General features: G+C 61.8%; 12 protein-coding genes and 2 tRNA genes. 1 reads left to right on the plus strand and 13 read right to left on the minus strand.

Going from position 1 to position 13,884, the window contains the following annotated elements; translation table 11 throughout:
- Window positions 1-50 precede the first annotated feature (50 nt).
- The 9 genes from E4O92_RS20640 to E4O92_RS20680 form a co-directional block, all read right to left on the minus strand.
- Window positions 51-494, minus strand: coding sequence for a lysozyme inhibitor LprI family protein (locus E4O92_RS20640; RefSeq protein ID WP_229483622.1), 444 nt, complete (start codon window positions 492-494; stop codon window positions 51-53).
- The gene (locus tag E4O92_RS20645) at window positions 482-1,222 is read right to left on the minus strand and encodes a LysM peptidoglycan-binding domain-containing protein (protein WP_135191548.1); all 741 of its coding nucleotides are present in this window, start codon (window positions 1,220-1,222) and stop codon (window positions 482-484) included. The genes E4O92_RS20640 and E4O92_RS20645 overlap by 13 nt, the downstream gene beginning before the upstream one ends.
- A 29-nt stretch (window positions 1,223-1,251) precedes the next feature.
- Window positions 1,252-1,743, minus strand: a complete 492-nt coding sequence (locus E4O92_RS20650; RefSeq protein WP_135191549.1) for an Hcp family type VI secretion system effector — start codon at window positions 1,741-1,743, stop codon at window positions 1,252-1,254.
- 589 nt (window positions 1,744-2,332) lie between these two features.
- Window positions 2,333-2,409: transfer RNA gene (locus E4O92_RS20655), tRNA-Arg, on the minus strand.
- Window positions 2,410-2,480: 71 nt separating this feature from the next.
- Window positions 2,481-2,557, minus strand: a tRNA-Pro gene (locus E4O92_RS20660).
- A 52-nt stretch (window positions 2,558-2,609) separates the two neighbouring features.
- Window positions 2,610-3,950, minus strand: a complete 1,341-nt coding sequence (gene glmM, locus E4O92_RS20665) for a phosphoglucosamine mutase (protein ID WP_135191550.1) — start codon at window positions 3,948-3,950, stop codon at window positions 2,610-2,612.
- Window positions 3,951-3,971: 21 nt separating this feature from the next.
- Window positions 3,972-4,808, minus strand: a complete 837-nt coding sequence (gene folP, locus E4O92_RS20670) for a dihydropteroate synthase (RefSeq protein WP_135191551.1) — start codon at window positions 4,806-4,808, stop codon at window positions 3,972-3,974.
- Between the two features lie 73 nt (window positions 4,809-4,881).
- On the minus strand, window positions 4,882-6,768 hold the full coding sequence (gene ftsH, locus E4O92_RS20675; protein WP_135191552.1) for an ATP-dependent zinc metalloprotease FtsH: 1,887 nt from the start codon (window positions 6,766-6,768) through the stop codon (window positions 4,882-4,884).
- 195 nt (window positions 6,769-6,963) lie between these two features.
- Entirely contained in the window at window positions 6,964-7,644 is a 681-nt protein-coding gene (locus E4O92_RS20680) for an RlmE family RNA methyltransferase (RefSeq protein ID WP_135191553.1), read from the minus strand.
- Between the two features lie 45 nt (window positions 7,645-7,689).
- Here E4O92_RS20680 and yhbY point away from each other — a divergent pair, with 45 nt between their 5' ends.
- Complete coding sequence (gene yhbY, locus E4O92_RS20685) at window positions 7,690-8,160, plus strand: ribosome assembly RNA-binding protein YhbY (RefSeq protein ID WP_135191554.1); 471 nt, start codon at window positions 7,690-7,692, stop codon at window positions 8,158-8,160.
- A gap of 95 nt (window positions 8,161-8,255) precedes the next feature.
- Here the strand turns inward: yhbY and E4O92_RS20690 are convergent, their stop codons facing one another.
- From E4O92_RS20690 to carA, 4 genes are all read right to left on the minus strand, one after another.
- Complete coding sequence (locus E4O92_RS20690) at window positions 8,256-8,699, minus strand: DUF4149 domain-containing protein (RefSeq protein WP_135191555.1); 444 nt, start codon at window positions 8,697-8,699, stop codon at window positions 8,256-8,258.
- The gene (gene greA, locus E4O92_RS20695) at window positions 8,699-9,172 is read right to left on the minus strand and encodes a transcription elongation factor GreA (RefSeq protein WP_135191556.1); all 474 of its coding nucleotides are present in this window, start codon (window positions 9,170-9,172) and stop codon (window positions 8,699-8,701) included. The genes E4O92_RS20690 and greA overlap by 1 nt, the downstream gene beginning before the upstream one ends.
- A gap of 106 nt (window positions 9,173-9,278) precedes the next feature.
- A complete protein-coding gene (gene carB, locus E4O92_RS20700; RefSeq protein ID WP_135191557.1) occupies window positions 9,279-12,509 on the minus strand; it encodes a carbamoyl-phosphate synthase large subunit in 3,231 nt (1,076 codons plus the stop codon).
- Entirely contained in the window at window positions 12,510-13,676 is a 1,167-nt protein-coding gene (carA, locus tag E4O92_RS20705) for a glutamine-hydrolyzing carbamoyl-phosphate synthase small subunit (protein ID WP_135191558.1), read from the minus strand. It abuts the gene before it with no gap.
- Window positions 13,677-13,884: the final 208 nt, after the last annotated feature.

A 13,884-nucleotide genomic window follows, 5' to 3' on the forward strand; every position in this document is an offset into this window, starting at 1 on the left:
GGAGGGCTACCAGCAGGTTATTCCGCCCATGATTCTCCCGTTGCTCACTGTTACTTCAAGGGCAAATCAGACAGCGCATCGCGTAGCTGCTTGACTCGATTGCTATTAAGTTCCGTAATGCAAGCCAGACGTCCTATCTCATGAGCATTACCGGCACCGCCGCCGCGCAGCGAAGCCAAAAATTCGCATTGAGAATCACGGTGCTTAGCAAAGTCTTTGTTGGATGCGGTTAGTTTGGATTTAGCTTGATTGATGTACTTCGCATCCTCATCCCATCTTAGAAGAGTGTTAGCCACTTTCTCTTCAGCTTGCCGCAATGCTTTTTGACTGTCCTCAGCTTTTTTTGCCAAGCAGTCGCGCATTCCCGCTTGAGAGAAGGCGCTGCACTCCTCGCGAAAGGCTCGCTCGCTAAAAGCGGGCGCAGCCGAGGCCGCAAAGGCTGGTAGTGATAAATAGGCAGCCAGCCAGAAACAGATCAGCTTCATGGTTCGCATAGAACAGCCTTCCCTTTGCGCATCAGCGACAATGCGTAATCGAGTTTCTTTGCGTAGTTGGGATCGCCGCCACCATTATATCGCTGTGCCACCAGCGTCGTGGATATGGAACGCCAGTTTGTGATGACACGCTGTACCGAGGCTTTCTGGCACTTCAACACCTGCCCAGGTCGCAGAACGAAGGCTGTCGGATTCATTTCTTTCAGCGTTTCGACTGTGCACCCTTGGGCTTTCGCAATCTTGTCCAGACTGTCGCCCGGTTTAACAGCGGCCTCATAGACCTTGGTATCAGTACTCCGCACGCTACGATACTCGTAATTGGCCATTTTCATCAGCAGATAGCCTATTCCAGCGCGAATGTTATGTGCCGGTATTGTTCTGACCGACCCTGTCGTCAGCTTCCGTTTCCAGATTGGCGGCAGAATCAAGTCACCGCCTTCGTTTCCAAATAGAAGCGATGTCATCCCCGGATCGCCAGCCACTCCTATTTGCATTGGCTTTGTTTTCCACTCGGAATTATTGGCTCCGGATTCGACCCACATCATTGCCTTAATAAGGTGCCAATCGAGTGGAAAATATCCTGCCGTACCGGAAAGATGACGGTTGTATTCATTGACGGCTGTCTGAATTTCGCAATCCCAAGCATCCCATTTGGCATCACCAACGGCCTTGTTTATACCGTCCTGCCATTTCTCGAAACCTGTCTTCGTAGGCGCGTGAACCGTCATATATCACTCCAATTCGCGTTCGGTGAAGATCAGGCTGCGGCCTTATTCGCTGCCAAATCCCAGCCGCCGCCCGTGCTCCCGCCGACACCGCCGCCGATCTTCTGCTGGGTGTACCGTTCGGTGATTTTGGCGAAGTGCAGCGTGAACTGTTCAACCAGCAGACCGTGCCCGCCGAAGGTTTTTCTGCTACTGGACACGAGCACGTTTGCCAGCACTACCTCGTAGTACTTGACCGGGCCACCGCCATCCGCGCGGAAGAATTCAAGCTTGGCATTCGGGATCGTCTTGCCCTGAGCCGCCAATTCCATCAATTTCGGAGAAGCGAGATCGACTGCCTTCTTAATGTTGATCGCATCAAAGACAGCACGTCCAATCGTATGGCCGCCAGCGGTTGACACAGTGCCGGCCGTTGGCTGTGCGACGCCCCAGTCGATGGCCTGGACCTCGATCCATCCCTTGTGCTTGTCGTCGCTAGATTCGCCGTTGACGCCTTCAATTTGCAAATAGACATCAGATGCCATGATGATATTTCTCCCGTTGGATTGGTTACTTGGTTGGGCTTGTGCTGTGGCTGCGGCACTTGCGGCTGTGGTTAAGCTTCATAAGTACCTGCAACCCCAAAGCCATCGAAATTCCACGCTGGGCGAACGTGCTGGCGGTGGGTTGACCATAGGCGCACAGAGCGGCCCCAAGAACGCGCACGGGCATTTCTGCATCAAAGCAACTCTCGGTGCTCCGACGTTCGACCCAGCCGCCTGGTTGATCCCGCTCTTGCATGACGATGCCTCATGGAATAAGGATGGCATGCCATTGTTGCTTGACTTGCCACGAGATGGATTGGTGGGGATCAACGGTGGCAAGAGATTGCGATCAACAGTTGAGACGCCCTGGCCGCGTCATAGACTGCCCCGATGAAGTGCCCAAACGGGACACCGAAGGCTAGTTAGGTCAATGCAATGACTTAGCGGCTCAATGTAGACGACGGTTCCATTCCCGCCGCCTCCATTCCTCGCACGCTAAAAGGCTTACAAATGGATTACAACCGATTGCGCGCGCATGGGATCAACTGCGACGCGACCGAGAAGAAATTGAGTAACCCTTTGATTTTATTGGCCTGCCCAGCAGGGTTCGAACCTGCGACCCTCAGCTTAGAAGGCTGATGCTCTATCCAACTGAGCTATGGGCAGCTTATGATGCGCTCGCGAGCGCGCGAGGCATAAGAAAACGGGCCGTCAACGGACAGCCCGCTTGCGAAACGTGGTCGGAGTACAAGGATTCGAACCTTGGACCCCCTGCTCCCAAAGCAGGTGCGCTACCGGGCTGCGCCACACTCCGATGCAGCCGATCATACCCCGCCAGGGGTGGCGCGTCAATGTGAGGACTGGCCTTACGCGGCCAGCGCGGCGGCGATCCGCCTGGCCGAGTTCTCGGCCAGTTGCGCGCTCTTGGCCTCGACCATCACGCGGATCAGCGGCTCGGTGCCGGACGGGCGGATCAATACCCTGCCCGCATCGCCCAACTCCCGCTCGACCGCTTCCTTCTCGGCGACCAGCGCCGTGTTCGCGGTCCAGTCGGTGCCCGGCTCCACCTTCACATTGATCAGGGTCTGCGGATACAGCTTGAGCTCGCCGCAGCAGTCGGCCAGCGACTGGTTGCTGCGCTTTAGGGCCGACAGCACCTGCAATGCCGACACGATGCCATCCCCGGTGGTGTGCTTGTCCAGCGCCAGCAGGTGGCCCGAACCCTCGCCGCCGAACAGCCAGCCGCGCTCTTGCATTACCTCGAGCACGTAGCGGTCACCGACCTTGGCGCGCGCGAAACCGACACCCAGTTCCTTGAAGGCAACTTCGAGCGCCATATTGGTCATCAGGGTGCCGACCGCGCCCGCGACAGGCCCGGTCGCCATGCGGTCGCGCACCATCACGTACAGCAGTTCGTCGCCGTTGTACAGGCGCCCGCTGGCGTCGCACATGATCAAGCGGTCGGCATCGCCATCGAGCGCGATGCCAAGGTCGGCCTTTTGCTTGACCACGGCTTCCGACATCGCGTTGGGCGCCGTCGCGCCAAAGCCGGCGTTGATGTTGAAACCATCCGGCGTGGCGCCGATCGCGATCACCTCCGCGCCCAGTTCATGGAACACGTGCGGGGCGATGTTATAGGCCGCGCCGTGGGCGCAGTCGACGACAATCTTCAGGCCGCGCAAGTCCAGTTCATTTGGGAAGGTGCTCTTGCAAAACTCGATGTAGCGGCCCTGGGCGTCGCGCAGGCGCGTGGCACGGCCCAGCTTGTCCGAGGACACGCAGCCCATCGGCTGGTCGATCGCTTCCTCGATCTCGTGCTCGACCGCATCCGGCAGCTTGGTGCCATGTTGCGAAAAAAACTTGATGCCGTTGTCCTGGAACGGGTTGTGCGAGGCCGAGATGACCACGCCGGCCTGCAGGCGCAGGGCGCGCGTCAGGTAGGCAATTGCCGGGGTCGGCATGGGACCGGCCAGCATTACGTCGACGCCGGCGGCCGAAAAGCCGGCTTCGAGCGCCGCTTCCAGCATGTAGCCGGAAATGCGGGTGTCCTTGCCGATGAGGACGGTCGGACGGCCGCTGCTCGATGTGATTCCCTTTGCCAGCACTTTGCCGGCCGCGTAGCCGAGACGCATGACGAAATCCGGCGTAATCGGCGCCTCGCCAACCAAGCCGCGCACGCCATCCGTACCGAAATATTTTCGAGCCATTCTTATTCTCTTGTGAGAGGATTAATCGGCGGTCGCCGCACGCCAAACCTTCAGCGCATCGACCGTTTCAGCAACATCATGCACCCTGACAATTCTAGCGCCATGTGCGACCGACGCCAACGCTCCAGCCAGGCTGCCGGCCAGGCGCTGCTCAACCGGCTTGCCGATCACGGCGCCGATCATCGACTTGCGTGACAGGCCTGCCAGCACCGGCAGGGCCAGTTCCTGCCGGATCTGCCCGAGGTGGCGCAGCAAGGCATAGTTGTGTTCGATGGTCTTGCCGAAGCCGAAGCCGGGATCGACGCAGATCCGCGCGCGCTCAATGCCGGCCGCGACCATCGTGTCAACCCGCTCTCGCAAGAACTCGATCACCTCGCGCACCACGTCCTGATAGACCGGCTGCTCTTGCATATGTTGCGGAGTTCCCTGCATATGCATGACGCAAAGCCCACAGTCGCTATCGATCACCGCCTCGAGCGCGCCCGGCGCGCGGAACGCATTGATGTCGTTGATCATGTCGGCGCCGGCCAGGATCGCCTCGCGCATCACTTCCGGCTTGCAGGTGTCGACCGACAGCGGCTTGCCCAGCTCGCGCAGCGCATACAGCGCCGGCATCACCCGCTGCAGCTCCTCCAGCGCCGGCACGCTCGGCGATCCGGGCCGGGTCGACTCGCCGCCGACGTCGATCATGTCGACCCCGTCGGCAATCATTTCCTCGGCCCGCGACAGGGCGAACTCCAGCCCCTGGTAGCGGCCGCCATCGGAAAACGAATCGGGGGTGACATTCAGGATGCCCATGACGAGCGGCAGGCCGTCCAGCTTCAGGTCAAACCGGCCGCATTTGAGAATTTCACGCATCAGAAAGAAGAGAAAGAAGTTAACGAACAAAAGGCATCCGGACGGATGCCTTTTGTCAGGGACTACGCGCCGATCAAGCCGGTGCCGTGGTGGTCTGGGGCACGTCGCCCGAGCCCTTGTCGCTCGGCGGCGGACGCTTGGTCAGCAGGCCGGTCTTCGGCGGGCGCGGCTCCTGGCCGGCCATGATGTCGTTGATCTGCTCGGCGTCGATGGTTTCCCAGTCGAGCAGCGCCTTGGTCATCATCTCGACCTTGTCGCGGTTCTCTTCCAGCAGGCGGCGCGCCAGCGCGTACTGCTCGTCGAGGATCGCGCGGATCTCGGCGTCGACCTTTTGCTGGGTGGCCTCCGAGATGGTCTTGACCGGGCCGCCGAAGAAGCCCTCGCCTTCCGCGTCCTCGTAGACCATCACGCCCATGCTCTCGGACATGCCGAAGCGGGTGACCATCGCCCGGGCCAGCTTGGTGGCGCGCGCAAAGTCGTTCGAGGCGCCGGTCGACATCTGGCCGACGAAAATCTCCTCCGCAATGCGGCCGCCGAACAGGATCGAGATCTCTTCCAGCATCTTGTCCTTGTAGCCCGACAGGTTGTCGTGCTCGGGCAGCTGCCAGGTCAGGCCCAGCGCATAGCCGCGCGGCATGATCGTGACCTTGTGCACCGGATCGGCCTTCGGCAGCAGCTTGGCGATCACCGCGTGGCCCGACTCGTGGTAAGCCGTGTTGCGGCGCTCTTCCTCGCGCATGACCATCGACTTGCGCTCCGGCCCCATGAAGATCTTGTCCTTGGCGTCCTCGAAGTCGCTCATCTCGACCAGCCGCTTGCTGCGGCGGGCGGCGAACAGCGCGGCCTCGTTGACCAGGTTGGCCAGGTCGGCGCCCGAGAAGCCCGGGGTGCCGCGCGCCAGGATGTCGGCCTTCACGTCGGTGCCGATCGGCACCTTGCGCATATGCACGTTCAGGATCTGCTCGCGGCCGCGGATGTCCGGCAGGCCCACCATCACCTGGCGGTCGAAGCGCCCCGGGCGCAGCAGCGCCTTGTCCAGCACGTCGGCGCGGTTGGTCGCGGCGATCACGATCGTGCCCGAAGTGGCCTCGAACCCATCCATCTCGACCAGCAGCTGGTTCAGGGTCTGCTCGCGCTCGTCGTTGCCGCCGCCCATGCCGGCGCCACGATGGCGGCCGACCGCATCGATCTCGTCGATAAAGATGATGCACGGCGAATGCTTCTTCGCGTTCTCGAACATGTCGCGCACCCGCGACGCGCCCACGCCGACGAACATTTCAACGAAGTCGGAGCCGGAAATCGAGAAGAACGGCACCTTGGCTTCGCCGGCGATCGCGCGCGCCAGCAGGGTCTTGCCGGTACCCGGCGGACCCACCATCAGCACGCCGCGCGGGATGCGTCCGCCCAGTTTCTGGAACTTGGTCGGATCGCGCAGGAAGTCGACGATCTCGCCCACTTCCTCCTTCGCCTCGTCGCAGCCGGCGACGTCGGCGAAGGTCACGGTATTGTTGGTCTCGTCCATCATGCGCGCCTTCGACTTGCCGAACGAGAACGCCCCGCCCTTGCCGCCGCCTTGCATCTGGCGCATGAAGAACACCCAGACGCCGATCAACAGCAGCATCGGGAACCAGGAAATAAACACTTGCTGCAGGAACGACGGCTCCTCCGGCGGTTTCACGTCGAAGTGCACGTTGTTGTCGCGCAGGTCGCCAATCAGGCCGCGATCGAGGCCCGTCGCCGTGGCGCGCACCTTGGTGTCGTCGCTGCGCGTCGCGGTAATGGTACTGCCCTCGATCAGCACATCCTTGATGCGGTGCGCCTTCACGTCATCGAGCAGCTCGGAATAAGCAATGGTCTTGCTGCCGCCGGCGACGCTGTGGTTGTCGAACTGCTTGAACAGCATAAACAACAGCAGCGCGACGACCACCCAGATGGCGGATTTGGATAACATATTATTCACGCAGACTCCTCCGATGCTGGCGCATCTTTACAGATTTCAGAACGCCGATTTTACTCGCAATAAGCAGGCCGTGCCACGCACCGCCTGCCGTGATGCCGAAATACCACTTTTTACGGCCTTCCACTGTCGCTGCCACCCAAGTACACAAATCGTGGCAGCCTCACGCACGACCATGTGCGGTTGCGAGCGCAAAAATCAAGGGTGAAAATCCGGTTCAGCGCCGGGTTTTCGCTCCGAAGGATGTTTCAATCCGCGCCCGAGCAGGAAGATTTCGGACGACTTGTCGCGGCTCGCCTTCGGTTTGACCTGTTTGACGGTCTTGAATTCATCGCGAAACTTCTCGACGATCTGGGTGAAACCCATGTCCTTGAAGCACTTCACCAACAATGCGCCAGTTGGCTTGAGATGAAATTGAGAGAACTCAATGGCGAGGTCGATCAGATGTTCCATACGGGCAGCATCCGCGGACGGAATGCCCGACAGGTTCGGGGCCATGTCCGACAACACCAGGTCGGCTTTGCGCCCGGCCAACACTTCGTCGAGCTGGTCGAGCACCTCCAGCTCGCGGAAGTCGCCCTGGATGAAATGCATATCGGCAATCGGATCCATCGGCAGGATGTCCAGGCCGATCATCGTGCCCTGGATCCCGCCCCCTTCGGCGCCGGCCAGCTTGCGCCGGGTGTACTGCCCCCAGCTGCCGGGCGTACATCCGAGGTCGACAATGACCTGACCCGGCCTGATTAATTTTTCACTTTCATCAATTTCTTTTAGCTTATAAGCGGCCCGCGCGCGGTACCCCTCTTTTTGCGCCAGTTTCACGTACGGATCATTAATATGGTCGTGCAACCAGTTTTTGTTGAATTTGTTCTTTGCCATTCGCGTAGAATACTGCTTTTAAAGGTTCATCCAAATAGAATTATTATGCTTACACTCACTCCCGCCGAACGTTCCGCGCTGCGCGCCGAAGCCCATGGGCTCAATCCGGTGGTCATGATCGGCGAGGCCGGCCTGACTCCGGCTGTCATGAAGGAAATTTCGTCGAGCCTGGATGCGCACGGCCTGATCAAGGTGCGCGTGTTCGGCGACGAGCGCGAAGAGCGCGTGGCCATCTACGAACAGATCTGCCAGGAACTCGATTGCGCCCCGGTCCAGCACATCGGCAAGCTGCTGGTCCTGTACCGTCCTAAGAAAGATGTGGTCAAGGAACGCAGCGACAAATCCGGCAAGGGCATGCGCATGGTTACCATCGTCAAGCCGAGTCCGAGCGGCACCAAGAAACCCACTGTCCAGAAAGTTTTGCTCAAGGGGAATGAACGGGTGACGGCGGGCGGCAACATCAAGCGTGCCAAGCCGCGCCAGGCCAGCACCAAGAAGAGCGCGCTGAACAAGTAAAACACGACCGGGGCCCGTCCCCGGTTTTTCATGCCCTGGCGCCTCTGCACGCGGTTTCGAAAAACGCCGTGCCGGCACAGCAGGCAAGGTTGCCGCTAGCGGATTCTCACCACCAGGACCACGCCAAGCACACTCTGGGTCACGTAGATCAGTTGCGACAGGCCGTGCAGCATGGCGAACTGGCCCCACTGCGGCGAATTGCGCACCCCGCCCGCCCCGGCCGCCTCGCGCAGCTGCGCCATCACAGGCTGCAGGCCCAGGTACACCACCAGCGTACAGGCCAGCATCGCCAGCACCACGACAACGAGCTGGCGCCTGTGGCGCGGCTCAAGCTCCGCCGCCAAGCGCAGCAGCGCCAGCATCGCCAGCGCGCACGCAATCGACAGCCAGGCTTCGCTGCGCAGCAGGTGTCCGACCATTTCCCCGGCCAGGCTGCTGTCCACGTGCGCAAACAGGGTCGGCGCGACCAGGTAGCCGACCGCCCACAGGCTGCCGGCCCACAGGCTGGCGACCAGCCGGCGCGCCGCGGCCAGTTTCATCAGATGTAGCGCACTTCCAGGATCTCGTACTCGCGCGTGCCGGACGGCGCCTTCACGTCGACCACGTCGCCGGCATATTTGCCGATCAGGGCGCGCGCGATCGGCGAGGTCACCGACACCTTCAGCACGCGCAGGTCGGCTTCGTCCTCGCCGACGATCTGGTAGGTCACCTTCTGGCCACTTTCCAGGTCCTCCAGGTCCACGGTCGAGCCGAAGACCACGCGCCCCTCGGCATCAAGGGTTGACGGATCGATGATCTGGGCCGAGCTCAGTTTGCCTTCCAGCTCGGCGATGCGGCCTTCGACGAAAGCCTGGCGCTCCTTGGCCGCGTCGTACTCCGCGTTCTCCGACAGGTCGCCGTGCGAGCGCGCTTCGGCGATCGCATCGATGACGATACGGCGCTCCTTGGTCTTGAGCTGATGCAGCTCTTCCTTCAGGAGTTCGGCGCCGTACTTGGTAAGTGGAGTGTTCATGTCGTATCTGCTTCTGACGTTGTTAGTGGACGTACCAAGTGAAAACCACAGAGGCGCGCGGCGCATGCCACGCGAGCTCTGTGGTTTTACGGGTACTGCTTGATGCTTAGTTTAAGGTTTTATGCAGGCCTTGTAAATCGTAGACCCGCAACTCGTCCAGATGGCGCATCCCCTGGATCGCGGCCTCGGCACCGGCGATCGTGGTGTAAGTGACCACGCGTGCGGCCAGGGCCGAGGTGCGGATGGCGCGCGAATCGGTAATCGCGCTGCGCTTTTCCTCCACCGTGTTCACCACCATCGCGATCTCATGGTTCTTGATCATGTCGACGATGTGCGGACGGCCCTCGATCACCTTGTTCACCGGAGTGACCGGGATGCCGGCGGCCGAAATGACCGCGGCGGTGCCACGGGTGGCCACCAGCGTGAAGCCCAGGTCGACCAGGTCGCGCGCGACCTTGACCGCGCGCGGCTTGTCTGACGCCTTCACCGACAGGAACACATTGCCCGACTCCGGCAGCCTGATGCCCGCCCCCAGCTGCGACTTGACGAACGCCTCGCCGAAGGTCGCGCCCACGCCCATCACCTCGCCGGTCGACTTCATCTCCGGTCCCAGGATGGTGTCCACGCCCGGGAATTTCACGAACGGGAACACCACTTCCTTCACGCTGTAGAACGGCGGCGTCACCTCGCTGGTGATGCCCTGCTGCGCCAGCGACTTGCCGACCATGCAGCGCGCCGCGATCTTGGCCAGCTGCAGGCCGGTCGCCTTCGACACGAACGGCACCGTGCGCGAGGCGCGCGGATTCACCTCCAGCACGAATACCGTATCTCGCAGCTTGCCGTCCACCTCCTGCTGCTGGATCGCGAACTGCACGTTCATCAGGCCGACCACGTTCAGCCCCTTGGCCATCAGCGCGGTCTGGCGCTTGAGCTCATCGATCGTCTCCTGGCGGAGCGAATACGGCGGCAGCGAGCAGGCCGAATCGCCCGAGTGAACGCCGGCCTGTTCGATGTGCTCCATCACGCCGCCGATGAACGTGGACTCGCCATCCGAGATGCAGTCCACGTCGACCTCGATCGCGTCGTTCAGGAAGCGGTCCAGCAGCACCGGCGAATCGTTGGACACCTTGACCGCCTCGCGCATGTAGCGCTCCAGGTCGCGCTGCTCGTGGACGATCTCCATCGCGCGCCCGCCCAGCACGTACGACGGACGCACCACCAGCGGGTAGCCAATCTCCTTGGCCAGTTCGAGCGCCTCGGTCTCGGTACGCGCGGTGCGGTTCGGCGGCTGGCGCAGGCCGAGCTTTTGCAGCAGTTGCTGGAAGCGCTCGCGGTCTTCGGCCGCGTCGATCATGTCCGGGCTGGTGCCGACGATCGGCACACCGTTCGCCTCCAGGTCCAGCGCCAGTTTCAGCGGGGTCTGGCCGCCGTACTGCACGATCACGCCTTCCGGCTTTTCCAGGTCCACGATCTCGAGCACGTCTTCGAGCGTGAGCGACTCGAAATACAGGCGGTCCGAGGTATCGTAGTCGGTCGACACGGTCTCCGGATTGCAGTTGACCATGATAGTCTCGTAGCCATCCTCGCGCATCGCCAGCGCCGCGTGCACGCAGCAGTAGTCGAACTCGATGCCCTGGCCGATCCGGTTCGGGCCGCCGCCCAGCACCATGATCTTCTTCTTGTCGGTCGGGTTCGACTCGCACTCCTCGTCATAAGTCGAGTACATGTAAGCGGTGTTGGTCGCAAATTCGGCGGCGCAGGTATCCACCCGCTTGTAGACCGGGCGGATGCCGTATTCGATGCGGCGCTTGCGCACCGCGTCGGCCGTGGTCTTCATCAGGAATGCCAGGCGGCGGTCCGAGAAGCCCTTCTGCTTCAGGCGGTACAGGGTCGCCTTGTCCAGCTCATCGAGGCTCTGGTGGTCGAGCCACAGCTCCAGGTCCACGATCTCCTTGATCTGTACCAGGAACCACGGATCGATCCTGGTCAGCTGGTGCACCTCCTCCAGCGTGAAGCCTTGCGCAAAGGCGTCGCCCACGTACCAGATGCGCTCCGGACCTGGCTCGCCCAGCTCCTCCTCGATCGTCTCGCGGTCGCGCGTCTTCTCGTTCAGCCCGTCCACGCCCACTTCCAGGCCACGCAACGCCTTCTGGAACGACTCCTGGAAGGTACGGCCCATCGCCATCACCTCGCCCACCGATTTCATCTGGGTGGTCAGGTGCTTGTCGGCCGCCGGGAACTTCTCGAAAGTGAAACGCGGGATCTTGGTGACCACGTAGTCGATCGACGGCTCGAACGAGGCCGGGGTCTGGCCGCCCGTGATCTCGTTGCGCAGCTCATCTAATGTGAAGCCCACCGCCAGCTTGGCCGCCACCTTGGCGATCGGGAAGCCGGTGGCTTTCGAGGCCAGCGCCGACGAACGCGACACGCGCGGGTTCATCTCGATGACGATCATGCGGCCGTCCTTCGGATTGATCGCGAACTGCACGTTCGAGCCGCCGGTATCCACGCCGATCTCACGCAGCACGTTGATCGACGCGTTGCGCATGATCTGGTATTCCTTGTCGGTGAGCGTCTGCGCCGGCGCGACCGTGATCGAGTCGCCGGTGTGCACGCCCATCGGATCGAGGTTCTCGATCGAGCACACGATGATGCAGTTGTCCTTCTTGTCGCGCACCACCTCCATCTCGAACTCCTTCCAGCCGATCAGCGATTCCTCGATCAGCAGTTCGGAGGTCGGCGAGGCTTCCAGGCCGCGCTTGCAGATGGTCTCGAATTCCTCTTCGTTATACGCGATGCCGCCGCCAGTGCCGCCCATCGTGAACGACGGACGGATGATGACCGGGAAGCCCAGCTCGCGCTGCACCGCCCACGACTCGTCCATCGAGTGCGCGACACCCGAGCGCGCCGAACCCAGGCCGATCTTCGACATCGCTTCCTTGAACTTGGCGCGGTCCTCGGCCTTGTCGATCGCCTCCGGCGACGCGCCGATCAGCTCCACGCCGTACTGCTTGAGCACGCCGTTGCGGTGCAGGTCCAGCGCGCAGTTCAGCGCCGTCTGGCCGCCCATGGTCGGCAGGATCGCGTCCGGGCGCTCCTTGGCGATGATGCGCTCGACCACCTTCCAGGTGATCGGCTCGATGTAGGTCACATCAGCCATCTCGGGGTCGGTCATGATGGTCGCCGGGTTGCTGTTGACCAGAATGACCCGGTAGCCCTCGTCGCGCAGCGCCTTGCATGCCTGCGCACCCGAATAGTCGAACTCCGCGGCCTGGCCGATGATGATCGGGCCCGCGCCAATGATCAGAATACTGTTGATATCACTACGTTTTGGCATTTACTTTTTCTCCCCGGCGGCTTGCATCAGGCCGATGAAACGGTCAAACAGGTAGGCTACGTCGGTCGGGCCGGGCGACGCTTCCGGGTGCCCCTGGAAGCAGAAGGCCGGCTTGTCAGTGCGGGCGAAACCCTGCAGCGAACCGTCGAACAGCGACACGTGGGTCACGCGGCAGTTGGCCGGCAGCGTGGCGGTGTCCACCGCAAAGCCGTGGTTCTGCGAGGTGATCAGGACCTGCTTCGAATCGAGGTCCTGCACCGGGTGGTTGGCGCCGTGGTGGCCGAACTTCATCTTCAGCGTCCTGGCGCCGGAAGCGAGCGCCATCAGCTGGTGGCCCAGGCAGATGCCGAAGACCGGGATGCCGGAATCGATCAGCTCGCGGGTGGATTCGATCGCGTAATCGCAGGCCGCCGGATCGCCCGGACCGTTGGCCAGGAAGATGCCGTCCGGGTTCATGGCCAGCGCGTCGGCCGCGGTCGACTGCGCCGGCAGCACCGAGATGCGGCAGCCGCGCTCGGCCAGCATGCGCAGGATGTTGCGCTTGGCGCCGTAGTCAAAGGCGACCACATGGAATTTGGGTTTGTCCTGCTTGCCGTAGCCCCGGCCCAGTTCCCACTCGGTCTCGGTGAATTCGTACGGCGCGCGGGTGCTCACCACCTTGGCCAGGTCCATGCCGTCCAGTCCCGGGAACGAGCGCGCCAGTTCCAGCGCCTGCGCCTGCGACGGCTCGTTGCCTTGCGTGCCGGTCAGGATCGCCCCGCTCAGCGCCCCCTTCTCGCGCAGAATGCGGGTCAGCTTGCGGGTGTCGATGCCCGCGAGCGCAACCACGTTCTCGGCCTTGAGATAATCGGACAGGGACTGGGTCGAACGGAAGTTCGATGCCAAGAGCGGCAGGTCGCGGATGATCAGGCCCGCGGCGTGGACCCTGGAGGCTTCCACGTCCTCGCGGTTCACGCCCGTGTTACCGATGTGGGGATAGGTCAGCGTGACGATCTGGCGTGAATAACTGGGATCGGTCAGGATTTCCTGATAGCCGGTCATGGCAGTGTTAAACACCACCTCGCCGGTCGTGTGACCGGTGGCACCGATCGAATATCCTTTGAAAATGGTGCCGTCTGCAAGGGCCAGGATGGCTGGCACGGCGGGGCCGGAATAAAATGGCGGCAAGGGCAACTCCCGTGAAAGTTACCGCAGCGCGCCACGTCAGACCAGTTTCCACGCACGTCAGACGTTTTATTTATCGCCCAGCATGGAGTCATTCGTGTCAGTGATGGTGGTTCGTCGCTACGGCAGGTGGGTGAATGGCTAAACCCTCCAATTATAGCTTGCCGAACCCTGCCCGGCAATCGAGTGACGGCCGAATCCTGGTCCAAAT

It is taken from the genome of Massilia horti (assembly GCF_004614195.1).
Lineage (GTDB): Bacteria > Pseudomonadota > Gammaproteobacteria > Burkholderiales > Burkholderiaceae_D > Telluria > Telluria horti.

Bases quoted from the DNA above. Each gene is read 5' to 3' on its own strand.
- E4O92_RS20640 (WP_229483622.1), bottom strand. From the start codon at position 494: ATGCGAACCATGAAGCTGATCTGTTTCTGGCTGGCTGCCTATTTATCA.
- E4O92_RS20645 (WP_135191548.1), bottom strand. From the start codon at position 1,222: ATGACGGTTCACGCGCCTACGAAGACAGGTTTCGAGAAATGGCAGGAC.
- E4O92_RS20650 (WP_135191549.1), bottom strand. From the start codon at position 1,743: ATGGCATCTGATGTCTATTTGCAAATTGAAGGCGTCAACGGCGAATCT.
- glmM (WP_135191550.1), bottom strand. From the start codon at position 3,950: ATGGCTCGAAAATATTTCGGTACGGATGGCGTGCGCGGCTTGGTTGGC.
- folP (WP_135191551.1), bottom strand. From the start codon at position 4,808: ATGCGTGAAATTCTCAAATGCGGCCGGTTTGACCTGAAGCTGGACGGC.
- E4O92_RS20680 (WP_135191553.1), bottom strand. From the start codon at position 7,644: ATGGCAAAGAACAAATTCAACAAAAACTGGTTGCACGACCATATTAAT.
- yhbY (WP_135191554.1), top strand. From the start codon at position 7,690: ATGCTTACACTCACTCCCGCCGAACGTTCCGCGCTGCGCGCCGAAGCC.
- E4O92_RS20690 (WP_135191555.1), bottom strand. From the start codon at position 8,699: ATGAAACTGGCCGCGGCGCGCCGGCTGGTCGCCAGCCTGTGGGCCGGC.
- greA (WP_135191556.1), bottom strand. From the start codon at position 9,172: ATGAACACTCCACTTACCAAGTACGGCGCCGAACTCCTGAAGGAAGAG.
- carB (WP_135191557.1), bottom strand. From the start codon at position 12,509: ATGCCAAAACGTAGTGATATCAACAGTATTCTGATCATTGGCGCGGGC.